At 62.9% G+C, this 25,100-nt stretch carries 21 protein-coding genes and 1 pseudogene; 17 read left to right on the top strand and 5 right to left on the bottom strand.

The window, feature by feature from the left end:
* The first annotated feature begins 146 nt into the window (after positions 1-146).
* Positions 147-425, top strand: coding sequence for a hypothetical protein (locus QBJ89_RS14310; RefSeq protein ID WP_277981149.1), 279 nt, complete (start codon positions 147-149; stop codon positions 423-425).
* 908 nt (positions 426-1,333) lie between these two features.
* Here QBJ89_RS14310 and QBJ89_RS20250 read toward each other — a convergent pair.
* A pseudogene (locus QBJ89_RS20250) lies at positions 1,334-1,532 on the bottom strand (IS6 family transposase); the annotation flags it as partial.
* A gap of 828 nt (positions 1,533-2,360) precedes the next feature.
* Between QBJ89_RS20250 and QBJ89_RS14305 the strand changes: the two are divergent.
* Positions 2,361-2,648 (top strand): helix-turn-helix domain-containing protein, encoded by a 288-nt coding sequence (locus tag QBJ89_RS14305; RefSeq protein ID WP_277981148.1) that lies wholly within the window; start codon positions 2,361-2,363, stop codon positions 2,646-2,648.
* 257 nt (positions 2,649-2,905) lie between these two features.
* Here QBJ89_RS14305 and QBJ89_RS14300 read toward each other — a convergent pair whose 3' ends face one another.
* A complete protein-coding gene (locus QBJ89_RS14300; RefSeq protein ID WP_277981147.1) occupies positions 2,906-3,121 on the bottom strand; it encodes a hypothetical protein in 216 nt (71 codons plus the stop codon).
* Positions 3,122-3,317: 196 nt separating this feature from the next.
* Between QBJ89_RS14300 and QBJ89_RS14295 the strand changes: the two genes are divergently transcribed.
* Positions 3,318-3,569, top strand: coding sequence for a hypothetical protein (locus tag QBJ89_RS14295; RefSeq protein ID WP_277981146.1), 252 nt, complete (start codon positions 3,318-3,320; stop codon positions 3,567-3,569).
* A 507-nt stretch (positions 3,570-4,076) separates the two neighbouring features.
* On the opposite strand, the gene QBJ89_RS14290 is transcribed toward QBJ89_RS14295, so the two are convergent.
* Positions 4,077-4,307: a hypothetical protein gene (locus tag QBJ89_RS14290; protein ID WP_277981145.1), complete on the bottom strand. Its 231-nt coding sequence runs from the start codon at positions 4,305-4,307 to the stop codon at positions 4,077-4,079.
* A 163-nt stretch (positions 4,308-4,470) separates the two neighbouring features.
* Between QBJ89_RS14290 and QBJ89_RS14285 the strand changes: the two genes are divergently transcribed.
* From QBJ89_RS14285 to QBJ89_RS14260, 6 genes are all read left to right on the top strand, one after another.
* Positions 4,471-4,626: a hypothetical protein gene (locus QBJ89_RS14285; RefSeq protein ID WP_277981144.1), complete on the top strand. Its 156-nt coding sequence runs from the start codon at positions 4,471-4,473 to the stop codon at positions 4,624-4,626.
* Positions 4,627-4,991: 365 nt separating this feature from the next.
* The gene (locus tag QBJ89_RS14280) at positions 4,992-6,014 is read left to right on the top strand and encodes an IS110 family transposase (protein WP_277981143.1); all 1,023 of its coding nucleotides are present in this window, start codon (positions 4,992-4,994) and stop codon (positions 6,012-6,014) included.
* Positions 6,015-6,704: 690 nt separating this feature from the next.
* Complete coding sequence (locus QBJ89_RS14275) at positions 6,705-7,283, top strand: tyrosine-type recombinase/integrase (protein ID WP_277981142.1); 579 nt, start codon at positions 6,705-6,707, stop codon at positions 7,281-7,283.
* 93 nt (positions 7,284-7,376) lie between these two features.
* A complete protein-coding gene (locus QBJ89_RS14270) occupies positions 7,377-7,685 on the top strand; it encodes a DUF3768 domain-containing protein (RefSeq protein ID WP_277981141.1) in 309 nt (102 codons plus the stop codon).
* A gap of 59 nt (positions 7,686-7,744) precedes the next feature.
* Positions 7,745-8,488 (top strand): hypothetical protein, encoded by a 744-nt coding sequence (locus tag QBJ89_RS14265; protein ID WP_277981140.1) that lies wholly within the window; start codon positions 7,745-7,747, stop codon positions 8,486-8,488.
* A 544-nt stretch (positions 8,489-9,032) separates the two neighbouring features.
* Complete coding sequence (locus QBJ89_RS14260; protein ID WP_277981139.1) at positions 9,033-9,503, top strand: hypothetical protein; 471 nt, start codon at positions 9,033-9,035, stop codon at positions 9,501-9,503.
* 83 nt (positions 9,504-9,586) lie between these two features.
* Here the strand turns inward: QBJ89_RS14260 and QBJ89_RS14255 are convergent, their stop codons facing one another.
* Together QBJ89_RS14255 and QBJ89_RS20245 are read right to left on the bottom strand one after the other, a co-directional pair.
* Entirely contained in the window at positions 9,587-10,474 is an 888-nt protein-coding gene (locus QBJ89_RS14255) for a hypothetical protein (RefSeq protein ID WP_277981138.1), read from the bottom strand.
* Positions 10,368-11,165: a GGDEF domain-containing protein gene (locus QBJ89_RS20245; RefSeq protein ID WP_431522544.1), complete on the bottom strand. Its 798-nt coding sequence runs from the start codon at positions 11,163-11,165 to the stop codon at positions 10,368-10,370. Before QBJ89_RS20245 ends, QBJ89_RS14255 begins: the two co-directional genes overlap by 107 nt.
* Before the next feature lie 193 nt (positions 11,166-11,358).
* On the opposite strand from QBJ89_RS20245, the gene QBJ89_RS14245 reads away from it, so the two are divergent.
* The 8 genes from QBJ89_RS14245 to QBJ89_RS14210 all read left to right on the top strand — a co-directional run bounded on the left by QBJ89_RS14245 (position 11,359) and on the right by QBJ89_RS14210 (position 25,096).
* Positions 11,359-11,913, top strand: a complete 555-nt coding sequence (locus QBJ89_RS14245) for an SOS response-associated peptidase family protein (RefSeq protein WP_277981136.1) — start codon at positions 11,359-11,361, stop codon at positions 11,911-11,913.
* A 906-nt stretch (positions 11,914-12,819) separates the two neighbouring features.
* On the top strand, positions 12,820-15,462 hold the full coding sequence (locus tag QBJ89_RS14240) for an ATP-binding domain-containing protein (protein ID WP_277981135.1): 2,643 nt from the start codon (positions 12,820-12,822) through the stop codon (positions 15,460-15,462).
* A gap of 28 nt (positions 15,463-15,490) precedes the next feature.
* Complete coding sequence (locus QBJ89_RS14235) at positions 15,491-16,096, top strand: hypothetical protein (protein ID WP_277981134.1); 606 nt, start codon at positions 15,491-15,493, stop codon at positions 16,094-16,096.
* 1,060 nt (positions 16,097-17,156) lie between these two features.
* Positions 17,157-18,368, top strand: a complete 1,212-nt coding sequence (locus QBJ89_RS14230; protein ID WP_277981133.1) for a cysteine desulfurase family protein — start codon at positions 17,157-17,159, stop codon at positions 18,366-18,368.
* Complete coding sequence (locus QBJ89_RS14225) at positions 18,365-19,270, top strand: DUF4007 family protein (RefSeq protein ID WP_277981132.1); 906 nt, start codon at positions 18,365-18,367, stop codon at positions 19,268-19,270. Before QBJ89_RS14230 ends, QBJ89_RS14225 begins: the two co-directional genes overlap by 4 nt.
* On the top strand, positions 19,267-22,434 hold the full coding sequence (locus tag QBJ89_RS14220; RefSeq protein ID WP_277981131.1) for a hypothetical protein: 3,168 nt from the start codon (positions 19,267-19,269) through the stop codon (positions 22,432-22,434). The genes QBJ89_RS14225 and QBJ89_RS14220 overlap by 4 nt, the downstream gene beginning before the upstream one ends.
* Complete coding sequence (locus QBJ89_RS14215; protein WP_277981130.1) at positions 22,431-23,255, top strand: phosphoadenosine phosphosulfate reductase family protein; 825 nt, start codon at positions 22,431-22,433, stop codon at positions 23,253-23,255. Before QBJ89_RS14220 ends, QBJ89_RS14215 begins: the two co-directional genes overlap by 4 nt.
* On the top strand, positions 23,252-25,096 hold the full coding sequence (locus QBJ89_RS14210) for a hypothetical protein (protein WP_277981129.1): 1,845 nt from the start codon (positions 23,252-23,254) through the stop codon (positions 25,094-25,096). The genes QBJ89_RS14215 and QBJ89_RS14210 overlap by 4 nt, the downstream gene beginning before the upstream one ends.
* The last annotated feature ends 4 nt before the right edge of the window (positions 25,097-25,100 follow it).

Raw genomic sequence — 25,100 nt, 5'->3', positions numbered from 1 at the left:
ACAATGGTGCGACCGCCAACGAAGCGGCGCTCCCCCGTGACCCGGCGTTCGCGCCCCCCCCCTGCTCGCGCCGGGTCACACCCTCGATGCGTCGCGATGCAGGTTCGCTCGTAGAGTGCTGACGTGCGGCGGCTGATTGGACGCCCATGCCCGAGTATCAATTCGTCATCTACGATCGCTCTGCTGAGATCGGCAGAAAGACCGAGGAGCTACCTGGCCCCGCAGAAGCGAAGTCGCTGGCAGTCGAGATCGCTGGTCAGGTGCTGAAGATCGTGGACGGCGCCTTCTGGGCGGACGGGCTTCTCAAGGTCGTTGTGATCAATCAGGCGGGTACCCTGATCTGCGCCATCCTCATCAACGGCGTCGACACCCCCGCCGTCGGCACATCGCAGCGGCACGCCAACGGAGGTGCAGCCGGCGATTAGGTCGAGGTTGCCGCCGCATGGAGCTAGGGCGGTTCATAAGCGGCGATCACGCTCCCTCAAGTCTTATAGAGAATTCGTTTTCCGCGCCTCATCTTCGTAGAGATCGCGTCCGAATACCTTTCGATCAGTAAGCCCACGCTGAGAGCGCTCGATGGCGAGTGCCCCCGCACCGGCAAGCGTCAGCTGTACGATCGCTTTGTCCTCGACCGTTATGTCGCCGCCTTCAGCGCGGCGACGAGTTCGCAGAAGGACTATGAGGCTGCTTGGCAGGCAGACGCCTGAGGATGCCTATGTCAAGTGGAAGGCGCAGGACCGCATCAATCAAGCCAAATGGTATTAATAATCTTGTGAAAAGGTTGGCCATCGCCGTTGCGCCGCCGCCAGGCTGAGCTATCCTCGCTCCGCCCTGATTATTAAAGTTTCCCAATATAAACGTGGTTTAAGATTAGCGTCCGTTTATTGTGCAACAGCCGTAGTGAGCTCGCCCCAGAGGCTGAGCCCTTTCGGCCGGGGTGCGTAAGCTATGAGTAGCGTAGTGGGGGGTGGCGTGCACACCTCGGCCGAACTGATTGTGCACCGGGCGTTTGCAGAAGGGGCACGAGCCCTTTTCGATGAGGCATATTTGTTCCTAACGCCGCCTCGCGCGCTTGAGCTTAGCGAGTGGTTGGATGAACTTGATGCGTGGGTCAATGGCTTCATGCCAGTGCCGCCTAGCGGTTGGCCGGCTGACGGATCTCGCGGATCGCAAACCTAACGCGGCAAGGCGCACGTTCTTGCTCTCGGGGTGAAGGCACCCGATACTGCCCGATGGGACGTAAATCAGCAACGCCAACCGGATCACCTACGGGCCCTATCAGGCTAACGCAATCGTATCGGCATGACGCACTTTGGCCTTGGTCGGTGGCGTATCAGCTAGCGAGTGTTTGCCACTCTTCCCGCGCCGCGGAGCGGCGCTGCTTGTAAGCTTGCCTCGACGAGATGGCGTTCGTGGTTGAAGTGGTTGCGGACGTTGGCATGGACCGAGGCGAACTTCTGTAAGGTGCGCGTCTGTCGAAATCGCAGCATCGCCCGGTCTCGTCGCCTGAACGGCAGGCGCGAGTTCTCGACCGGGCGTTAGCCCAGCGCATCGCCTACGTCACCGGTCGCGAGGCTGTCGTGAGGACAGCGCATAGCCAAGCGCGTGCCCCACTCAGTGCCTTCAACGAAAGCTAACGGGGACTCCTCCTGGAGATCAGCTCGTGGAAGCTCGACCAGCTCGCAGTGTCAGCGCAGCGGGCAGGTAGCTGACAGACAGGCATAACATCAAATTGTTCCCGAAAGAGATCACCATACCGAGCTGGCAGTCGCGATGCTCAAGCTGCGAATCTATTTTTGGCCAACTGCGCTTCCTGAATCACAATGACATGAAACGGAACGCCACGGCTCTTGCCGCACGGCACGGGCCCCGCGCGCGACGGCAGGTTGTTGACCAGATCACGGCCTCGCCCGCGCGCTCCTCCCTAGCAGCGAGCAGGTGGCCTTCCGCTTCCGCTGCTCAGGGTCGAATAGCTCCAGATTGCGTGTCATCGCGATCGTAGTGCCTATGGCGCTGCCGATGCCGACCACGATCATGCTTGGTATGACCATGCGGCGATCATAACCGGCTCGCTCGGAGAAGTCGCGTTCATCGAGGGTAAGCATGTCGGATGGTGGCTGGATCGTGCTGATGGTTGGCCGTGGCACCGCCGCTCACGAGCCGATGAGCCGGCCCGAGGCAATTTGGCGAATCCTTAAGCTGGTGGCATGCCGGCGCCGCGGTGATGGACGCCGCTGGTCTCAGCTTAGCTGTAGCGGATTAACTTGTAAGGAATGATCGGCACCTTCGTTGATACGGATCAATTCATGTTGCATTCGTGATTATAGCATCCAAGCCAAATCTAAGTTTCGGGGTGCGGCATGGCGGGCGAGAAGCACAACGTGCAGGGAACGCTGGCTTATGCGCAGCGCATAGCAATAGAAGAAGCCTTACGGGGATGCGGCTACAACCTTTCTCAGGCCGCCAAGCGTTTACAGATTGGCAGAACAACCCTTTATAAGTTGATGGAGAAGTACAAAATCGGTGGTGTGGAGCCGGGAAGAGGGCTGCACTGCCGTGGGCCGAAGACTGCCACCAATGATGGGCGCGAAGTGTACTACATAGACGGAAGTTGGTATCTGCGAAACCCATTGGTTAGTTCAACCTAGGTCTGATTAGCCATGTCCGGCCAGATGATTTAACTTATCTCCGCTAACCACAATCTGAACGGTGAACTCTCGTGTTGTTCCCGATTGTTCGTTTGTTACGACGCATTTGGCAACCAGGGGCGCCGTGCTGGATCGTCTCTCCAGCAGGATGTTTACGGCCGATCGTAGGGCTGATTTTCTTGCCTTGGAGTAGGTGGCGTGGCGCTCAACACCTTCACTCGTGGCTTCAGTGTCACCGATGACCACACGGAAGCCAGTCATTGGTCGAAGTCGCATGCCGGATCTTCAAAGGGCACGGGATTGAAGTCGCTCGATGATATCGCGTTGTCGGTCTCGTCAGCATCCATAGCCGCAGCTAGCAACCGCATCGCCAGGTCGATCGCTGCCGAGGGGACTAATCGCACACAGCGGGGGTCGGATGCGGTCACATTGAGGAGGACAAACCCGCCACGCAGGGCCACATCGAGAACCATGCGTGCTTCCTCGTCCCAGGTGTGATCCGACGCGACAGGGGACTGGAGCGCGCCGAATCACGGGGGCGCCGTCTGGGGAACGGCCCGTGCGGCTATACCCCGAACTCACTAGGATTGCTCTCGTATAATAACATTGCAGCTTTTTTTGGGGCACGACGATCTCGAGAGCCGGGCACGCTGATCGCCGGCGCTGCTGATGAACCTGGCGCTGGCGGTGCTTGACGATGCCAGCCGGCGTGCGCGAGACGAGGATGTCTGCGTACCCGCGACCCGCCTAGCCCTGCGCTTGCTGCACCCCTACCTGCCCAATCATGAGATGCTGGTGACCTTCTGGACCGCGGCGGAGACCGCACGCGGCAAGCCGCACGGGCTGGCGCTTAAGGCGATGCGGTGGATCGTCACGAAGCTGGTGGAGGCGGGGCGTTCGATGTGGACGGAGTTTCGGTAATTTAGGTCAGCGTTCCGCTGCGAGTGCCGATGCTGACCTCGACCGTGCCTGGTATGGCCATGCCAGCAAGATAGGAGGATGACGGACTGCGGTCCACAAGAGCTGATCACTTCAGACGTAGTGCTGTTCGCTGCGGACCAGCCGCAAGCGCACCAACATGCGATCTACGTTGTCCAGTGGTCGCTCCATCGAAGCGCTTATCTCTCCGGCTGAGGCGCCCCGCAGTACTAGCCCCCGCAATGCCGTGATGTCGGTTTGAGTCCACCTTCGATGGTGAGGAGGTGTATCGTGATCATTCACCATGGCTGGCCCACTTAGTACGCGAGATCTCGCCTCGCATGATACAACCCGAGAAGATGACACGCATCTGTTCGGCGTCGATCGCGCGCGAAAACACCACCCGAGTACCGCCGGACGGCAGGGGTTCTAACGCGCTGATCGATGCCTGATGATCGGCTGCCAGGCCGCGGACGGTCGCCTCTGTGAGGTTGACGTTTATGGCCCGGCTCACTTGACTTCACCAGATGCGCCATCGGCAGGGACCGGCGCTATTTTCACGACGAGCGGCAGGGTGTCCGGTTCTATAATCAGCTTGCGGTTCGGGAAGGATTGACCCGCAAGAAGGCGACCGTACCCCGCTGCCAGCCCTTCGTGCGCGATCCGCGCGGGCCCGTTTGTCGCGATGCTCGCATTGTAGAGAGACACCTGCTCGCGGGCGAGGATGTAATTGAGGTCCACGGTCATCTCCCACCAGAGCGGGAGCACATAGGTCTCTCAGCCGCCGACGCTTACATTTCAAAGCCGGCGATGGAACGTATGTAGGTACTGGATCCGGAAAAAACCAGCAGTACTCCGCCCCTTTGTTGTGGGTTAAGCAGCTGATGAAGCGTACTATCATCATGTGCCCGACGACTCGCCCCCGCTTACGCCCGAAGCGCTCGCCGAAATGAGCGATCAGGAGCTTATCACCGAGTGGTCGAACACGACCTGGGACGATGGAGATCCCGCGATGGACGCGCTTTCGGCTGAGGTCGAGCGGCGCGGGCTTGATTTTTAAAGAGGCTACGCCGAACGAAACGCACCATCTATCCTGGCGCCGGAGGCTTGCGCTTCGCTGGGCGGTTCAGCTATTATCGTAAGACTGTCAGATGCCGCGAACTCTCTCGAGTTGGTTTCGAGATCGACTTCGTTCGCCTGCTATCGAGCAAGCGAACGGGGAAGAAACTCGCCAGCGTCGGATCAGGTGCGGTTGCTTTGACAACACCTTCACCACCCGTTGGCCGGCGATCGACCCCCTCCCCTGCCTGCTGAACGATCGGCCGGTTTTCTCGACCTTCGCCCAAAAGCGTTGGGGTGGACGCCCCCTGACGGCATCGATGTGCCAGAAGTGGAGGTGTTGAAACACCACTGCAGGAGGCGTCCGTGAGTGAGGTTAGCACAGTCGGCATCGATCTGGCGAAGTCGGTTTTTCAGGTCCACGGCGCGGATGCGAGCGGCGGGGTCGTGTTTCGCAAGAAGCTACGACGGGATCAGGTACTGCCCTTCTTCTCGACCTTGCCGCGGTGCGTCGTCGCGATGGAGGCGTGCGCGAGTGCGCACTACTGGGCGCGGGAGCTCGCCGCGGTCGGGCACGACACCAGGCTGATCCCGCCGGCGTACGTGAAGCCGTTCGTCAAACGGCAGAAGAACGACATGGCCGACGCGGAGGCGATCTGCGAGGCAGCGCAACGACCGACGATGCGGTTTGTTCAAGGTAAGAGCGCTGAAGCGCAGGCTTCGGCGGTCGTGTTCCGCACGCGCGACCTGCTCGTGCGCCAGCGAACCCAGCTGATCAATGCCCTGCGCGGGCACCTCAACGAGTTTGGCTACATTGTCCGTCAGGGTGTCGGTCACGTCGCCAAGCTCGTCGAGATCGTCGCCGACCCGGCGTCCGACGTGCCGGCAGTGGCGCGGCCAGTGCTAGCCGTCATCGCGCAGGGCTTACAGGGGCTGCAGGCGCAGATCGCCCTCCTCGACCGTGAGATCGCGAGCCGGGCGAAGGCGAACCCGGTCGCGAAGCGGCTGATGACGATCCCCGGTGTCGGCCCCGTGACAGCGACCGCGCTGGTGGCGCTAGCGCCGGCCGCCAGCACCTTCCGGCGGGGACGCGACTTCGCAGCCTGGCTCGGCCTCGTTCCGCGGCAGCATTCGAGCGGCGGCAAGGAACGGCTGGGACGTACAACCAAGATGGGCGAGCGCAGCTTGCGACGCCTGCTGATCCTGGGGGCAAGCTCGGCAACCAAGGTCGCGGCGCGCGAGCCCGACAAGGCCAGCGCGTGGTTGGCAGGCATGCTCGCGCGCAAGCCGCGCATGCTGGTCACCGTCGCGTTCGCGAACAAGATGGCACGGATCGTCTGGGCGCTGATGGCGCACGGCGGCACCTACAGAGCTCCTGCCGCGGCGTAACCGCCAAGGCTTGAGGCGTCAGGGACGCAGGGAAGGTCAGCAGAGAGGAATGGCGCAACGGTCAGCAGACGGGGTCGGGATAACCAGTGCACTGTCCAAGCGCCTCGAGCGCGCGAAAGCGGTTTGGACCCGATCCGCGATCTCCATTCAGGCCAGCAGCCGTGATGAAGGCTGCATCAACAGGCCGGACACACGGAAGCAGCTGAACCCGCGCGCTAAAATCTCTCCGCCACCCCCTTGCATCCGGAGGGGCGTCCACACACGGACGGGCAGATATCCACCCTCGGCCGGCGATTGACCCCTGCCCTGCCCGCTAAACGAACGTCCGGTTCTCTCATCCGGCTGCTCGATATCGGACGGGCAGCTATCCACCCCAGCAGGCGATCAAGCCTGTTTCCTGCTTCTGAAACGGACGGCTGGCTTACCTGACCGTCCACCCGAAAGCAGAGAGGCCGCAATCGACCATTAAGTACCCTTGGAAGGAGCGAATCAAACGGTCGGGAGCATCTTGGCGGTCATTGATAATGACAAGCCTCTGAACTCCGATCAATTACTGACCGCATACAGGTAGTTCATCTCCCGAAGCTATGAGCAGCTTGCGATTAAGTCGCTGCTTTTGACCGATTGCCCGTGCTGTGGTATGTTAATGCTGCGGCGGCGGCGTCGTAATTACGAAAGTTGGAGGTTATCATGTCCCACCCTGCTCGGGTGCTGGAGCATGCTGACGTGCGTCGTCTAATCAGGCACGTACGAGCTCTTCGGCATGCGTCACGCAACCATGTCATCGTCCTGCTCAGTTTCAAGGCCGGCCTACGCGCCTGTGAGATCGCCGGGCTCGACTGGTCTATGGTGCTACAGCCAAACGGTCGCGTCGGCGACCAGTTGTTGATAGCTGGAAGCATCGCCAAGAACGGCACAGCACGCCATGTGCCGCTTAACGGTGAGCTGAAAGATGCGCTGCGCATCCTACATACCGAGCTACAGAGGCCACGAAGCGGGCCCGTGATACGATCTGAGCGGGGCACGCACATGCGCCCGCGCAGCATCGTCAACTGGTTTGCGGCCACGTACGCTCAGTTGGACCTCGCGGGCTGCTCCTCACACTCGGGGCGCCGCACCTTCATTACGCGATCGGCGCGGCTGCTGGCACGAAGCGGAGGATCCTTGCGCGACGTGCAGGAACTCGCCGGCCACCGCCACCTGACCACCACTGAGCGCTATATCCAAGGCGATCGCGACGCGCAGCGCCGCCTGGTCCGGCTGGTCTGAGCGCCAACGACCTTCACACCACTGACAAATGGGAGAATTCGCATGACTGCGAAGCCGATTACGCACGCTCCCGGCTCTGAGGCGCCAACGTCGATGGCGCGGCTCAATGATGCCTTTCGTCGCCGGCTGTCCACGGGAACAGTGGTTTGTACCGATGGCGTGTTCGCGTTTGGACAGGAGGCGCTGCCGTACATTCTGAAGCTGGTGCAAGCCTTTGCCGCGTTCACGCCCGACAATGATCCGCATGGCGAGCACGACTTTGGCGCCTTAAACTTCGGGGGCGAGCGCCTGTTCTGGAAAATCGACTACTTCGATCGCGAGATGCGCTTTGCCTCGCCGGATCCGCTCGATCCTTCAGTGACGATGCGGCTGCTGACCATCATGCTGGCAAGCGAGTATTGATGGTGCCCGCCCGTCGGCTCCAGCTCGGCACCCTCTCCTTTGCTCGATGTGGCCCGGACATGATGCTGCCGCCCGGCGACCGCGTTCGCCTCATCCTTGCCGCGGCCGACTGGTACCGCCCTGACGTGCTAGTCACTGCCGGCTACGCCGTGCACTCGCGTAAACAGCTTCACTGGCTAGCGCGGGAGGTGGCCGAAGATCCACGCCAAGGCGTGCTGGTGACCGAGGTGCACTACGATGGCCGCCGCCGCTACGAGCTTGGCCGTTCGCATGCCATGTACGCGATCCTCGGGGACGGCGCGTTGCACCGGTTCGGTCGACAGGCGTTCAGCACCAGCCTTGAAGCGTGTCATCGTGCCAGCCCCGGCCTGGTCGCGTTTCGCCGTAAGATCCCGCGACGCACACTGCGAAGTGAGCACGGCTCAATCTTCGCGTTGATCTGCGGCGAGCTCAACATCGTCCAGGGCCGCTTGCGGCCGGCCTTCGTCGACGAAGAGGCGCGAGCCGCGATGAAGGCGGCAGATATCATCGTCAATCCCACGCACGACCGCATGAGCAATGCCGGCACGCTCGATGCCAAGCGCCGCCTGTTGTCGCTACCACACGAGGATGGTCGCGGCCGCGCCTACGTGTCGGTGTCGAATTGGGAAGCTTGCGGGCTCAACGGCCGGGTACAGCAGCCCTCGCCTACCCTGCATACCGTCTATGTGGCGGGTAAGCCGATCGAGTATGAGGAGCTGGCAGACGGCGCTTTCGGCTTCGTTTACCGGCGCTGGCAGCTCGACCTGAGCGGACGCACGTAGCCGCCTCGCACCAGCTACTCAGTACAAAACGGGTATTTTGTACTGAGTCGAGAACCTGTCCGCCTTCACGAAGCCCGCACAGGTACGGCCTGCGTTGGCCGCATGACCGGAAGCGCTAAAGCAATCAGCAACCGCGACCCCGGCGCAGGTGGTCCAAGCGGGTGTAAGGTGTTGTTTTTTCTTGCTCCACGGGAACGGTGCGGCGTGGGCGAGGTTCTGAGAGTGACCGTAGCCGACCCCGATAGCCGCGGTTCGATTGGCGCCTCGCTGCTCTTCCTCCCCCCCAGATTGGCGGGGCGCCACTCACCCCGCCGTCTCGAGCACGGAGAGGGGATCGAGGGCGGCGAACACAAGGGACTAGACTCTACTCGCTCCCCATTTGTTCCGCTATTCAAGCGCGTCGGTCAAGGACCGAGCACCACGGTTCATCGATTCAGCTTCAACATACCTCAACGATCGCTGCAGCATAAGCTACCCTCATTCGCTGATCCTGTTAATCAGGTGCGTGAGATCAAGTGCAGCACTCTATGAGTGGAAGGTCGATATGCCGGTTGAATGGGGAAGTGTAGCAGACTGGTTTGGCGCAATCGGCGGCCTTTCCGGCGCGGGTACTGCGGCGGCATTCTATTATCTCGACCGTAGGCGCGCGCAGCGCACGCTTAAGGAAGGTCAGCAAGCCAGGTCTAGGTGGGAGGAAGATGTCACAACGCGCACCTACATGCTGATGCAGGACATCGTGGACGCGGCTAGGTATTACCGGTCTCGGGAGGTCGATGGCGGTGACACAAATAAGCTACGTGCGCAGTTTACGGCATACGCCACTACGGCGACGCGCCTTCTACAATTGCCTGGACTACCGATCGAGATTTTTATGGATCTTTCCGATGTTCTAGAGGCAGTCAGTGATCGGAGGCTAGAGGGACGAGACGCTTTGGCCATCAAAGAGGCCGCCGTTCAGGCGCAGGATGTGGCTACGCCTATCGCTGACAGGCTTGCGACTGTCCTTGGTATCTGAGCCTACAAATAGTACGAATGTTGATTTACAGCTAAGCGGCGAGATCTCGAAAGTCGATAGTGTGGGCTACGATGACAATGCTTTTATCTGAAAGCCCTATACTGGCAGCATTTTAGCCACGCTGGCAGAAAGGGTCCGAGCACAGTTGCGTAGTTTGCCGCATATTCCATCAGGTTTGCGAACGGCAGCTTAAACTCCGCCCTTCCCTCGCTTCTCTTCAGCTCCTCAACCAGAGCCAGCATGGCCTGCTGGTCACCTTTATCCGTGATTTCATTTTCGATCTTTCTTTTAAGGTCGTTGAGGACGCCATAGTTCTCTCTTGTCGAAAAATCAGAGCTTACGTTGGTTCGGTTGCCATCTCCTGTCACGTTCGCCTGATGTAACCCGCCGCTTAATGTGCCAATATTGATTGTCATAGCGGCCGTTGCGGCTTTCTCCTTTTCTGCGACTGAGAAGGTGATTCCTTCACCAAGGATCCCTTGTTGCTCGAGCGCTACGGCCCAGTCGAACGCCATATTGCGCAATCGATCGATGATGGAGACCAGTACGCTAGAGGTAAAATGGATATAGATTGGGAAGTGCCTGCCACCATTCGCTTGACCGATGCGGTGGATGACAGCCTCGTCAAGCTTAATCATCAAGGTGCTGGGTTCTTTAGCTGCTACTAAGTCTTCGAGCGAGGCGATCGGCTCACGAAGTTCCTGGGTAGATAGCTTTACGATTGTTTCTGGATCACCGGACAGCTCTCTCTGGCCATGATAGGGCGAATGGCTGAAGATGCTGCCTCGGATGACTCGATACTCGGGGATTTCCGCGTCATAGGCGCAGCCGTTCAGCTCCTGATCTACCCATCCAACTGCATCGCTAAGCTTCAGCTTTACAGCCGCGAGCTTTACCTTCCTCAGCAGGTCCGCAACCGATGCGTTTCGATCGATCGCGTGTGCTTGGATCTCCTCCACTAAGCCGGTCATCCGGAAAAAAGCCTCCGTTCGCTTTTGCAAAGGGTCTATCCCGCCGAGCAGGCAAGGCTCCGTCAATCGCTACGGCAACTAGAAGCTCGTGACATCCCCTTTCACGTAAGATCGGCGTTACAAAAGCCTCCGTTGCGATCCCACGGGGACCTGCCTGCTTGGCGCGTCGAAGCTGTTGCTGCGCCGCCTTAATCAGAGAAGGGGCGTCTCGGCCGCGAGCAGTGACCACGCCAGCTGAGAGCGAGATCCTGCCTAGCGGCTCGTCGCTCTCTCGCACCTTCATCTCGCGCGCTCCAATCATCTCGCATGCCGCGGTGACCATCTCACCCGCCGCGTGCAGGTCCATTCCCTCGCCGAGCAGCGCAACGGTGCCGCCTTCCCAGCGACTGACGAGGTGGCTGCGGCACTGATCAGCGAGCGCGCGCGCCACCACCTTCAAAAGGCGGTCACCGACTGCTGGCGATTGGCTCACGTTGATGCCGCGGAGACCATCTACATCGACGAGAGCGAGGCAGACTGGGCTCGTGAGGTCGCCGGCGAGGCGGTCCTCGAAGCCCTTCCTGTTTGTCAGGCCCGTCAGTGGGTCGTGCTGCCCTGCTGCCTGCAGAGCCGCCAGCTCGGCACGGATCTGGCGCGCGCGGGCCGCAGCCTGCGCTAAACCTGCTTCTGCGCTCTCCGCCCGGCGAAGCATGGTCGCGAGCAGCGGGCCAACCGTCGCTCCTGGTTCATCCAGCAGCGCCGCGGAAGCCGTCGCCAGCTCGCGGCTGAGATCGGTCGTGATCGTCATCGCGCCTCCGACGACGTCGAGCCCAACATACTGCAACATACCACCCTCCGCTCTGCCGGCCCCATGCCGGCCCAGATCACGGTGCGCGTCGAAGAGTGTGAACCGCAATCACCCCATCTATCGGCTCACGGCCAAGCAGGCCGAGGTGATGGCGACGTTTGGCATCCGGCCGCCCTATGAGCCCGACGAGACTTTCTCCGCCGACGGCATCTTTCCCACTTGCAAGAAGACGCCCTTCTATGGCGCTGTGATCGTGAAGGACGGCGACGATCGCCGGCTCGGGCGCATGGAGTGGGGCGTGCCAACCCAGGTGCCCAACAAGCGAGATCCATCGGTCAAGCTGACGAAGTACGTGACCAACGTGCGGAATCTCAGTCCCAGCTTCTGGCGATCAATGCTGACCACGCTGGCGCGTCGCTGCTTGGTGCCCGTTACCTCCTTCTCCGAGTACGGGATTGCTCCTGGCGAGGACGGCAAGAAGCCACTCCACTGGTTTGACGTACCAAGCCGGCCGATCTTCGCGTTCGCTCGCTTTTGGCGGCCGACGGAGCACGGCAACGCGTATGGACTTCTCACGACGGAGCCGAACGCGATCGTAGCTCCGGTTCATCCCAAAGCGATGCCTGTCATTCTCCATGATGACGACTACTAGCAATGGCTATCAAGTCCTTGGGATCAGCTGAGCGGCTTGGCCGCCCCGTACCCATCACAGCTGATGACGGTGTCACAAGACTGAGCTGCCCAAATCTGCTAACGAGTTGGAACTTAGACAGGGCCTTCGCATGATTGCGGCTGATTAGAGAGTAGAAGTTTATCCTTCTTCTTGGTGAAACCCGGAATTGCGCAGCAGCAGGGGGGGCGGTGTCGCGTTAGAGCAGATCCTTGCTGTAGCTGCCACGACCGGACCGGAAGGCTGCCGAGATCGAGGAAACCACGGACGCCAAGGATCCTGATGCAACTTCCGGCGCCTTCGGCATCGCGGTCGCTCGGGCGGCTGGTACCGTCACATCAGTGCGCGGGACAGACTGCTTCGGTGCGGAGCATCCGAAGGTCGTCGCATTAGGTCTGGCACTGTCGCACGACGGTGCTGCCGCCGCAGAACGCGTGGCGAGCGCGTTGCACGAGCCGCGCCCAAACGCCGTCAAGTACGGAGATCCTTTTCGATGGCGCCGATCGGGTCGCAATCTGCCAACTCGTGACGTCTGGTGACGCTGATCGCCCGCGGATGAAATTGAGGGAGAGCGGCGGCCCACTGGTCATCGCCCCTCGACGCGAGTCTTCAGCTCTAAGCCGATCGAACATGCCGTCGCCGCCTAGCTCGAGAGCGCACTCATCATGTACTTTCGTCCGGACGCCGCGGTGCCGGTCATCGAGGCGACGACCTCACAACCGGATCAGCTTGCAGGCACCCAGACGGCAACCGAACGGTTGAGATCGCCGCCAGACACGTAAGTTCTTGCGATCTACGACTGTCTGCGCTCAATTCGCTACAAGGCAACATTGGGGGGGCGGAATGGTGGCGACGAATCCTGCTGATAGAGCAGAGGCAAACCGATCCGTGATCCTGCGAGACCTCGCCGAGGACGCACTCGCGACGTTCGAGCGGATCGTCGGGGCGGCTCTCGCGCTGTCGGGGCAGAGAAGCGCCGGCGTCGAGGCCTTTGCGAGCATTAACGGGATGAACGCCGCCAAGGCCGTCGAGAACCTCGGCCGGGCGCAAGCAGAACTCGCTTCGGCGTACCGCCACCTTCGCGACGAACCCGCGATCGCCCGCGTAGTGGTCGCCGACGAGAACGATAGGCGGGAAACCCTGTACATATGTCGGGCAACGCCGGTGACCTGCCACGGCGTTCAGCTATGCAGCAGCCTTGGGCCCAAAGGCCGCTTGGCCGCACTGCCAGTGGGGGAGTTCGCTCGGATCCGGCTTCCATCCGGATTCGTCGATCTCGAGGTCGTCGAGAAGTCCGTCTTCAAGCCGGCGTGTACCGGGGGTCTATGGGACTCACGGCCTACGGTGTTTCAGTCCGAGGGGCGTGGCCCGCTCACCATTACCTCGTTGCGCGAACTCCTTGCGGCGGCCGGTTACGACGATGACGACCTCGACGCGCTCGAGCGCCAGCTAGCGGATGACGACGAGGCGGCAAACGTCGTGGAGGGCCTGCGTAGGGCCGTGCTCACGGCGATGCAGCTGCGTGACCAGCCAATCCTCGACAAGTTCCAAGACGAGATCTTTCGGCTTCCACTCGACAGCCGTCTTGCGATCCTCGGTCCGCCGGGGACCGGGAAGACCACGACCTTGGTGAGGCGCCTTCGCCAGAAGATCGATTTCGAGTTCCTATCGGAAGAGGAGCAGGAACTGGCGGACGCGGGCAGCAGCGGTGCCCCGCCGCACAATCAGTCCTGGCTCATGTTTACGCCGACGGAGCTGCTTAAGCAGTACGTCAAAGAGGCGTTCGCGCGTGAGGGCGTCGCCGCACCCGAACAGCGCATCCGCACGTGGAGCGATCACCGCCGGGATCTTGCTCGGCGCTCGCTGCCGATCCTGCGATCGGCCTCTGGCGGATCGCTTGTCATCAACGAGCGCGTCGAGGCGCTGCTGCCGGCGACGATCACCGACCAGATTGCGTGGTTCGAGGACTTCGATCTGTTCCAGGCGACCACCTTCCTTGAGCAGGTCCGCTCGCAAGCGGAGACGGTGGCGAGCGCGGCCGATCCGGCGATCGCAAGGATTGGCGGTCGAGCCCTCGCGCTTCTCTCCAGCGGCTCTTCACGCCCGGTGCTGGCCCTCGCCTCCGTCTCGACCGTGTTCGACGATCTGCGCAAGGCCGTCAGCGGGCTCAACGAGGAGGTCCGACAACGTCTGCGGCGCCCTCTCGCCAAGCTCGTCGCCTCCGATCAGACGCTCCTCGACGACCTAGCGCGCTTCATTTCGACCCTCTCACCGGATCTGGATGAGGATGATTCCGAGGACGAGGGCGATGACGAAGATGAGGTGCCACAGCAGGGACGCAGGGCGGCGCAGGACGCGTTCCTGAAGGCGCTCCGCGCCCGTGCGGTCAGCGAGGCAAGGAAAAGGCCTGTCGCACGGACAAGTCGCGCAGGTAAGATCCTGCAGTGGCTCGCCGAGCGAGGGGTAACCATCCCGAACATGGCCGAGGTCGGCGAATTGGTGGTCGTGCAGCGGGCGGCACGACTGCTTCTCGCCGGCCCCACCGCGCTGGTGAAGGGGGTTCCCGCACGCTATCGCGGGTTCCGCAGAGCTCGAATGGCTGAAGGTCGTTGGTACCGCGAGAGTCAGTTGAAGATCGGTGAAGTCACTCCCCTCGAGATCGACGTAATTTTGCTGGGCATGCTGCGCAATGCCGCTGCGATGCATAATGATACTAACCTCATGCGCCGTCTCGGAGATCAAACTCCACAGATCCTCGGAGACGTCACGCGCCTGCAACGCAACCAGATCCTCGTCGACGAAGCTACCGACTTTTCCCCGATACAGCTTGCCTGCATGGCGGCGCTGGGCAGCCCTTGGACCAACTCGTTCTTTGCGTGTGGCGACTTCAACCAGCGACTGACCGTCTGGGGGGCGAGATCGACCGACCATCTCCGCTGGATCTTTCCCGACATTGCGGTGCGAGAGATCGATGTCGCCTACCGCCAGAGCCGCAGGCTGAACGAACTCGCGGGTGCGCTCGCGGCAACGGACGGGAACGCCGCGACCCGAATGCCCGAGCATCTCGAAAATGAGGGCGTGAAGCCGGTCTTCGGGGCGAACCTCTGCGATATGCCGGAGCTGATCGACTGGTTGGCGGCGAGGATCTGCGAAATCGAGGACTTTTCCGGACAACTGCCCTCCATCGCCGTGCTGGTAAACGACCGCACGAGCATGGCCCCGCTCGCGGCTGGCCTGAGCGATGTTCTCGAGGAGCGCAACATCCGTGCGGTCGCATGTCCTGACGGCCAAGTCATGGGACAGGAGAACGACGTCCGAGTATTTGAGGTCGAGCACATCAAGGGACTTGAGTTCGAGGCCGTCTTCTTCATCGACATCGACCGGCTCGAGAAGCGCGAGCCCGACCTCTTCGACAAGTACATTTACGTCGGCGCGACCCGCGCGGCCACTTATCTGGGCATGACCTGCTCGGATCCTGTCGTGCCGGCCTCGCTTTCGCACGTGCAGCACCTCTTCGGAGAACGATGGTGATCTGAGAGGAACGTCGGTGCCCAGAGCTATGACGGTCTCACCAACGATCTACGTCGCGCGGCCACACCGCTTCGCTCTCGGCGACGACATCGATCACGACCAACTAGAGGAGGCTCTCAAGCGGGAGATCGTGAACGCGACAGAAGTCACCATGTTCGGCGACTTCTACAGCGTGGACCCCTTGGTGAAGTTGTGCACCGGCATTCCCAAGCGCTCGCGCAAGAACTGCCGCATCCGTTTCGTCATGGGCTTGGACGCGAAGACGTCGATCCCGAAGCCTTGGGACGACATGCGCCGGGTCCGCTCGCGCCTGCTTGCCGAAAAGTTCGTCGATTTGGTCGTCGCCATCGTCGATAGCAGCCCCGTCCACTTCCACACCAAGCTATTCCGGTTCGTCCATCGGACCCATCCGGTCTGGTTCGTCGGCTCCGCGAACCCCGGAAGCTCCAGGCACGAGCTGATGGTAAGGTTAGCCGGGCGTCATGATGCGCCCTCCGCTTACATACAGGCTGTGCTGGCGAAGGCAGTAGATGTCGGTGGGGTGGTGGTTAGGCACAAGATCGATACGTTCCGCGACTTTTTTTGCGGGGGTTCTCTGCCACCGGCCGCAGCCCCCACGACTCTTCACCTTTGACGCCTTCCAGATCCAACCCGCACATCGGGACCAGCTTTCCGCCGCTCTCGCCGGATCGGCGGGCGTGAGCCACGCCAGCCCGGAGACGAACGGTTTCGGCTTCAGCCTCCTCAGCGCTCTGGAGGGCTCCGTATCCGATCAATCGCGACCATCAAGTGCCAAAATTTATCGTACCTCCCTCTCACCATATTCGATCGACACGGTTTTCGGTCGATAAATGCCGAACGCCTATGCGGATCGCGTAAGGAGCCGCATCGTCAGCAGGGACGAGAAACGAGGCCGACAGCTATTGATGCTGGGTGGTCGGCTTCAAGGCCATGCCGGTCGTCGCGAGGTCCACCGCGCGATCTCGGATCATGTGGCGTCTATGGAGACGTTCCTGTCGACGCACCAATTTGACGCCAGGGAGATCCCGAACCGTACGCAGCGTTTCGAAGCCTTCATCGCCGCGCGCACTCGAAGCCTCACAAATCCTGAAGCGGTGGAGCGGTACCCCGCTCCGTAATGTTGACCGCGATGGCCGGACATATGGGCCGATGATAGCGCGGCTGAGGACTTCGAGACGTCGTTCTTCGACAATCTTGCATTTCGTGCTGACACTAAGAGCCGGCCCGCGATAATCTGAGCTATAGTCGACTGCTCGCCGATCCGATTATCGTTACGAACGAGGACTTTCAGGAGGCAATGAAAGCCAGCCTGATGGAGCCCCCCCCCCTGGACGGAAAGCGACTGGACGTGAGCGTACTGAGGTGACCAATCTCTTTTCCCTTCCAGAAGTCGATCAGGACTGAATCGACGAAACCTTCTCCTCAATCGCATGATTCCTTTGAGCGACTTCGCCTCTGCTCGTATCTTCCAGTCGCGCGTGAGCCGGCGCGGCAGCACAGCGGTAAAGCGGCCAAGCCTGCCGTTCACCCACGTCCAGCGCCGTCATCAGTCGGGCGCCCAGCTGGGCGTGAGGCGCCGCGTGAAACTGGCGGGAAAGCTGTTCATCGCTTGCGCCATATCGCTTGGCGGCCTGCCCCGGTCCAACCTATAAGCGGACCGCAAATGAGGTTTGATGTTCGGCAACGCCATGAGTGAGAAGAAGGGCTGCGCAAGCCCCATCTCTACGCGCCTCGCGGAGATGAAGGGCATCAACCTTGATGCGAACGCCAATGCGCCAGTCACCCGCCGGGTAGTCGACGCCGTGATGGCCGGACTCGCTGCCGGTACGAATCCTTCCAGCGCTCATGCCGGAGGCGCCGAGGCGCGCGAAACGATCACACGCGCGAGAGACGCGGTGGCCGCGTTGGCTGAGGGCGTGTTCGACGACGGCGTGGTGTTCACCTCAGGTTGCACGGAGGCCAACAACACCGTGCTGCACGCGGCCCGCGCATTGCGAGCTACGCTGATCACGACGGCAGTTGAGCATCCATCGGTGCTCTCTCCCTCGGCGGCTCTACAGCGCGACGGGATCTCTGTAATTCGGCTGCCGGTTGGTGGGGATGGCGTCGTCGCATTTGACGAGCTGGAGAGGCATCTCGGCGCGGTTCGCGGCGCAATCGTCCTTTCGGTCCAGACGGCGAACAGCGAGACGGGCGTCGTTCAACCCATACAGGAGATCGCGCGCCTGGTCGCCAACCGCGGTGACATCCTCTTCCATACGGACGCCGCACAATCATTCGGCAAGCTCCCGTTGGTCCTAGGCGACGGAGGCGCGCATGCGGCTAGCGTCTCCGCCCACAAGCTTCACGGCCCGATGGGAACTGGGGCAATCCTACTGTGCGATGGCGAAGACCGTATCCACCCGCTGCTCTATGGCGGCGATCAGGAAGGCCGCAGGCGCGCCGGAACCGAGGCCCTGCCACTGATCGCCGGGATGGGGGCCGCCTGCGCGGAGCGCGCCGATCAGCTGGACGCCGACGTCGGCAGGATGCGGATCCTTCGCGACCGCCTGGAAGCTTCCATTGTTAGCAGCGTGGACGGCGCCGCCGTGAATGGCGTCGGAGCCTCGCGGCTGCCGAACACGACAAGCATCCGCTTCGAGGGCCGGGACGCAATGGAGATCGTGGCGCGTCTGGACGCGCAGGGCATTCTCGTCTCGCAGGGCTCCGCCTGCTCCAGCATGCGCCCGACACCATCGCACGTGCTGGTCGCCATGGGGCTGACCGAAGCCCAGGCATTCTCGACGGTGCGCTTGTCCACCTCCCCGATGAACACCGAGGTCGAGATCGACCGGGCGATCGCCGCCATCGAGCGCGTCTGCCGAGAAGTGAGTAGAGCAGTATGAGCAAGCCCATCCGCTTCCAGTACGGAGGCCACGCCACGTTCCCGGTGCGATACGGGTGGTTCCCGAAAGGCGTTGGGCGGCTGGTGCGCGACGGCACGTTCGTCGCGAACACTGACACCGCGGACGAGCTAGGCCTCGGGTCGAAGATGGTCGACTCGCTCGGCTACTGGCTGGACATGACCGGCCTCGGGGAACAGAACGAGAACGCGCGTGGACCGATGGCCCCAAGCGAACTCGCGCTGTCGATCCAGCAGAACGACCCCTTTTTCGAATACCCAGGCACGTGGTGGTTCCTGCACCTGGCCATGGCGCGACGCGAGGGGACTGTCTGGTCGTGGTTCTTCAACGACTATCACGACCGGATCTTCGACCGCATCGCCTGCACCGACGCCTTCCTCCAGCACACCCGGAGCCACGCGATCCGCCCGGCGACACCGGCCGCGGCCCAGCGCGAAATCGCCTGCCTCATCAGCTCGTACGCGGCGCGCCCTGGCGTCGACGTGGTGGACCCGGATGACGTCGGCGCCTGCCCCCTGCGCGAACTCGGACTCGTCGTCCGCCATGATGCGGTCAACCGGTTCGAGCGGACCAGGAACCCCCACGCCGTCCCCGTGGAGGCGTTCCTGGCGTCGGCCAGCCTGCTGGCGGCCGACATGGAGAAGTCGGCGCTGACACTCAGGGATCTGGCGTCGGCCCGTGGCGGGCCTGGGCGGGTGCTATGCATGGGACTGGACGCCATCGAGGAGATGGTTGGAGAGATCGGGAGAAAGCGGTGGGTCGACGGGATCGGCGTGGAAACGTCCGCGGGCGAGCGGCAGCTGGTCCTCGCTCCGCACGCACCCGCATCCTGGCTCGGCGAGCTCTACGCGCGAATCGAAAAGTCGAAGGCGAAGGCGGCGTGATCGAGGACAGCTTCTTCCGATCGATGAGCCTTGCCGAGGATCTCGGCGACCCTACCCGCTTCAGTCATTACCGCCCGACCCGTCGCGCCGCGGCCGTCCTCGGCGCCGTGCTGCAGCCCAACGCCGCGACGATGGTCATCGCGCCGTATGGCAGCGGGAAAAGCCTTGCCGCAGGCGTCGCGGCTCTCGCCGTTCGCAACGGCGAGGGCGACAGGCAGGTTGTCGCCAGCATGGTCGATGCGGTCGACGAACTCGCGCCCGAGATCGGCCACCAGATCCGAGATAGACTGGACTCACGTCGCAGCGGCCTGGTGGTCGTGCTCTCGGGTTATGAACCCGATCCCTTGGCGGTGATCGCGCGGTCGGCGAGCATGGCCAAGGCACCGCAGACCGTGGAGGGCTTCGGGAAGGCGTTCCGCGAAGGCGGATGGGATCACGTCTCGATCATCTGGGACGAGTTCGGGCGCCATCTCGAGGGCCTGGTCGGCGAAGGCCGGCCTGACGAGCTCGACATCCTCCAGCGGTTGGCCGAGCGATGCGTCCGGGCGAACGGCCCGACGATGAGCCTGACGCTGCTGCTGCACCAGAACCTGCTGGCTTACGCGGCGCGCCTCAACGAGACAACGCGCAGCGAGTGGCGCAAGGTCGAGGGTCGCTTCGCCGCGGTTCGCATGGTCGAGGACAGCCAGGAGATCTACCAGCTGATCGCACATGTCGTTGGAGGTCTCCGCCCGGCGGCGTCGAAGGAGAAGACGCCGCCCGGCATCGTCGACAAGGTGCGCGCGGCGCGCTGGCTCGACGACATGGCCGACGACGCGAAGGTCGCACAGGTGCTCGCGGATGCGCGTCCGCTAACTCCGGGCGCCCTGCAGATCCTGCCCACGCTCGTCGCTCGCGTCGGCCAGAACGAGCGTAGCCTGTTCGCCTTCCTCCGCGAGACGGATCTCAACGAGGCGGTCGGGATCGAGGAAGTCTACACCGCTTTCGCTGACGCGCTGCGCAGCGATGTCGGCATCGGCGGCGTCTACAAACGGTGGTTGGAAACGGAGAGCGCGCGCTCCCGCGCGCATACCCCGCTCCAGCGTGAGGCCCTCGCCGCCGCATGCGTACTCCAGCTGGGGACAAGCGGCGAAAGGCGTCGGCTGCCCCGATCCGTGCTGGAGCTGGCGCTCCTGCGGCCTGGAACCGGGCCGGCAGAAATTTCGAAGGCGATCGACGACCTGCTGGAGGCCAACCTCCTCCTTTGGCGGCGTCACAACGACGACGTGGCGGTGTGGCATGGCGCCGACATCGACGTCTCGCTCCGCGTGAAGGAAGAGCGCGAGCGGCAGGCCATCGGCTTCGACCTCCAGAGCTTTCTTGAGGAGCGCTTCCCGGCGCCGAATCTGCGCACGCCTGGCCATAATGCTCGCTATGGCGTGAACCGCTTCTTTGCGGGTGGCTATGTCGCGGTGGCGGATATCGATGCGCTCCAGGAGAGCGCCGTGCCGCGGGTCGAGTACGTCCTCGCCCGGAACCGGACTGAAATCGGCATCGCAACCGCTGCGGCTCGCAAGATGGATCACGAGGGCACGATCCTCGTGATCCCGTCAAGGCCCGTCGAGATCGAGAGCGCGGCGGTCGAGGTGCTCGCACTGGAGGCGCTGCGCGCGGATCGGGACTTGCTCGCAAGCGACCCCATGGTCTCGACTGAACTGAACGAGCTGGAGTCTGTCGCCTTCGAGCAACTGGCTGCGCTGATGCGGTCGCTTCTCGACCCACGGGGCGGGAGCGCGACCTGGTGGTCGGCAGGCGAGCGGCTTCCTGTCTCCGGGGACCGCCCCGCATCGATGGCGGCCTCGCAGCTGCTGGACGACTGGTATGGCCTGACGCCCGCCATCGCGAACGAGCAGCTGATGCGCGAGCACGCCTCGCGCACGATGCAGACGGCCCGCGTCAGGGTGGTTGGCGCCATCCTGGAGCAGCATGCGCGGGAGCGGCTCGGCTATGGTCCGGACGACAAGAGTGCCGAGGGCTCGATTTACCGCACGGTGCTGGAGCGGACCGGGCTCCACCTGCAGGATGGTGCGAGCTGGCGCTTCGCCGATCCTGACGAGATCGAGGGACAAGGGCTGCACGCCGCTTGGCTGGAGATCGCCCACTTCTTCCGTGACCCCACCACGTCGCGCGGCAAGCCGCTCACCGGACTGATCACCACGCTGACCGGACGGCCGAACGGCGTGCCTAGGGCCGTGCTGCCGCTTCTCATCGCAGCGGGGTACAAGCGCTTCGCGCGGACGGTCGCCCTCTACCAGGACGGGGTCTACCTTCCCGACCTGTTGGGCTTCCAGTTCGACCAGCTCATCACCGCGCCGGATGCAATCGCCGTCCGCGTCGAACAGCCCGAACTGAAGTTGATCAACTACCTGCGCGAGCTGACCTACGCATTCAGCCACGAGCATCCCAACGCCGACGACGAACTCTTCCGCTCCGCCTTCGACGCGATCGCCCGCTGGCGAATGGGGGTTCCCGAAGGGTCCAAGCGCACCCAGAAGCTGGACGCGCCCGCGAAGGCGCTGCTGCGCGCCATCGACGGCAGCAAGGATCCGGTCGACCTACTGTTGACCGGCATTCCGGGGGCCTTCGGCGGCAAGGGGCCGGACGGCGCGATCATCGCAAACTTGGAGCTGGCCCGGAAGCGGATCGACGGTCTCGCCGACGAGTTCGCGGAGGAGGCAATGCAGACGGTCGAGGAGGCGTTTCGCGCCGGAGGTGACCAATCCACCCTGCTCGAGGCGGTACGCGGTTGGGCCGCCTGCTTCGACGCCAAGGCCATGGACGAGCGCGGCGATCTGAGGATCAGCGACAAGGCCGTGCTGCGCAAAGCAGTCGAGACGGCCAACGGCCGCTTCTCACCCAAGTCGTTCGCCGCGTTGCTGAGTTCGATCCTCCTTCAGCGCTCCCTAGACAAGTGGGACGACCGCACCGCCGTGCAGTTCCGCGCGGCGCTCCGGGAAACGCGGGAACGCATCGAGACCGCCGCGCTCGACACGGCGGAGCCGCAGGAGCACCTGCGTCCGATCATCTCGGCGAGGATCAACGAGTTGAGCCTGCTACTTGCCAAGATCGACCGGCTACCCGAGACATCGGGGCCGGGATTCAAGAAGCAGGGGGGAGCGCGATGACCATATCGATTGCCCACACCGACGAAGCCATCGCGGACAAGGACGCGAGGCACATCGTGCCCGTATCCGGAGGGAAGGACTCGTCCGCGCTCGCGGTCTACCTTCGTCAACGCAATCCCGAGGTGAAGTTCGAGTACGTCTTCTCCGACACTGGCGTCGAGCTTCCCGAGACCTACGACTATCTTGACCGGCTTGAGAACGTGCTCGGGATAGAGATCCACCGCGTGTCGGCGATGGATCTCTTCGACGTGCCGGAGAAACCCGGCCGGACTGCCTTCGACATCGCGCTTTTCGAGCACTTCGCCGGCTTCCTTCCCAGCCCGCGCGCGCGCTGGTGCACGCGGGTCATGAAAATCGCCCCGTTCGAGCGGTTCGTGGGGACGGATCGCGCCTATTCCTACATCGGCATCCGCGCCGACGAGAACCGGTCGGGATATCTCGGCACGGGGACGGCGGGCGCGAAGCCGGTGGTCATCTCGGAGCGGCCAAACATCACCCCCGTCTACCCGTATCGAGACGACGCGATCGACATCGCCGAGGTTAGCCGCATCCTGGACAGCGCCGGTATCGGGCTTCCGGACTATTACGAGTGGCGCAGCCGGTCGGGCTGTTACTTCTGCTTCTACCAACAAATCGGGGAATGGCAGGGTCTGAAGGAACGGCACCCGGAACTCTACGAGCGCGCCAAAAAGTACGAGACGTTAAAGCGCGGTCGCCAATACACCTGGGTGGACGGTCGGTCGCTTGATGACGTCGAACAGATGCCGCGCCGCACGGTCCGCGCCAAGAACGAGGACGGCTGCGCCGTGTGCCACCTGTGACTCAGACCGACAACCAGCTCGTCGACTTCCTGCGGACGTTCGGACCGGTCGCCACCTCTGACAGCCTCTGCGACGAGAACGTGCGCCAGGCGGAGCGAACCTACGGGGTCAAAGGCATCACGACGCCGGCGGCGCGGCTCGACGAAGTCAAGCGCACGCTGCTGGATGACGGACTGAACGTCATCCTCACCGGCACCGCTGGCGACGGCAAGACCTTCCACATCCGCCAGTTCTTCATGGAGCGGTTCCCCGGACGAGAGGCGGAATGGCCTGGCGAGGCCGGCGTGCTGTCCCTCGAACTCGCGCCGGGACGAGAGCTCCGCATCATCCGCGACCTCAGCGAGATATCCGATACCGAGAAGGAGGCGGAGCTGGAGGCGCTCTCCGCGGCGCTCCTTGGACAATCGCCCGAACGGCTCTACCTGGTCGCCGCGAACGACGGGCAGTTGCTGAAGTACTTTCGCGACGCCGCCCAGAGGCCGGGCGCAGCCGCGAGTTCACGACGTCTCCAACAGAGCGTCGCCAAGATGCTTCGCGAGGAGCGCGAGGACCTCGCCGAATTATCCTTGCGCCTATTCAACCTGAGCCGGACCTGGAGCGAGAAGGTGGTCGATGGCATCTTCGATGCCGTGCTAGACCATCCGGGCTGGGGAGCGTGCGATGCATGCCCGTCGTCCAACGGCGGCAATCCCTGCCCGATCCAGCTCAATCGCGCGCTGCTGCTCGACGGCGGGGATGCGCGATCACCGTTCAGGAACCGCATCCGCCAGTCGCTCAGGTTGGCCGCAGCGAACGACCAGCACGTGCCCATTCGGCAACTGCTGGTCCTCGTGGTCAACATACTGCTCGGTGACGCCCGGAACCCGGATCGGCCGCTTCTCGACTGCGCCACCGCGCGCAAGCGGGCGGCCAAGAGGGAATACGGGTGCACAAACCCCTACAACAACGCCGCGGGCCTGAACCTGCGTCCCGAGCGTCGGCGCGCGAACCGCGTGTTCAACGTTTTCGAGCTTCTCGGCGTCGGCTACGAGACGAACAACCTGATCGATGCGATGCTCGTGCAGGGGGAGCCCAAGGCGCTCCACGACATGATCTTCGAGCACGAGCCGACGTACGGGATCAACTTGTTCACGCCACAGCGGAAGGCGTACTTCGCGCTGGGCGGGGCCGAGACCGGTGTCGTCCGGGAGTTCCGTGCAGCCCTGGAGACGCAGCGTCGACGCGCGTTCTTCCGGTTGCCAGAGCACCCGCCGCTCGAGGCGGCCAGCCCTTGGAGGCTGACGATCTTCCAGCACGGCGGCGAGTACCTCGATCTGCTCGATGCCCTGATCAGCAAAAAGGGGAAGGAGGTCATCGACCCGTTCACCCGCCAGCTCGTCCGCGGGCTGAACCGGGCGTTCAGCGGCATGATGACGAATGACGAGGACCGGCTCTGGTTCGCGGGCACGATCGGCCGAACCGACGACCCCTCCGGCCGCGTGTCGACGATCAGCGGCGTCGACCGCGTCACCACGTCGGGGGTGAGCGTGCGGCTGACGCTCGATCCGGTGACCTGCCGTCCGACGCTAGGGATCGCGCTCCCGAAGTTCATGTCCGGGCCGCCGATTCGGTCGCTCGAGCTCCGTCCGTTGCTGTTCGAGTACCTCATGCGGGTCGCGAACGGCAGTCTTCCCGCCAGCTTCTCGCGGCAGTGCCAGCAGGAGATCCGGCACTTCGCCCTCAGCACCACATCATCGCTGCGCGCCATGTTCGACGAGGAGGACGAGAACGGGCGCGAGGCCGTGCGCATCCTCGGGCTCGGCAGCAACGGCGAGATCCAGCCCAGCGTGATCGAGGTCTGACGAG

The sequence above is a fragment of the Sphingomonas phyllosphaerae genome (assembly GCF_029623345.1).
GTDB classification, from domain to species: Bacteria; Pseudomonadota; Alphaproteobacteria; order Sphingomonadales; family Sphingomonadaceae; genus Sphingomonas; species Sphingomonas phyllosphaerae_C.
Note: the sequence above shows the minus strand (reverse complement) of the source record. Positions and strands in the feature narration are given on the sequence as shown.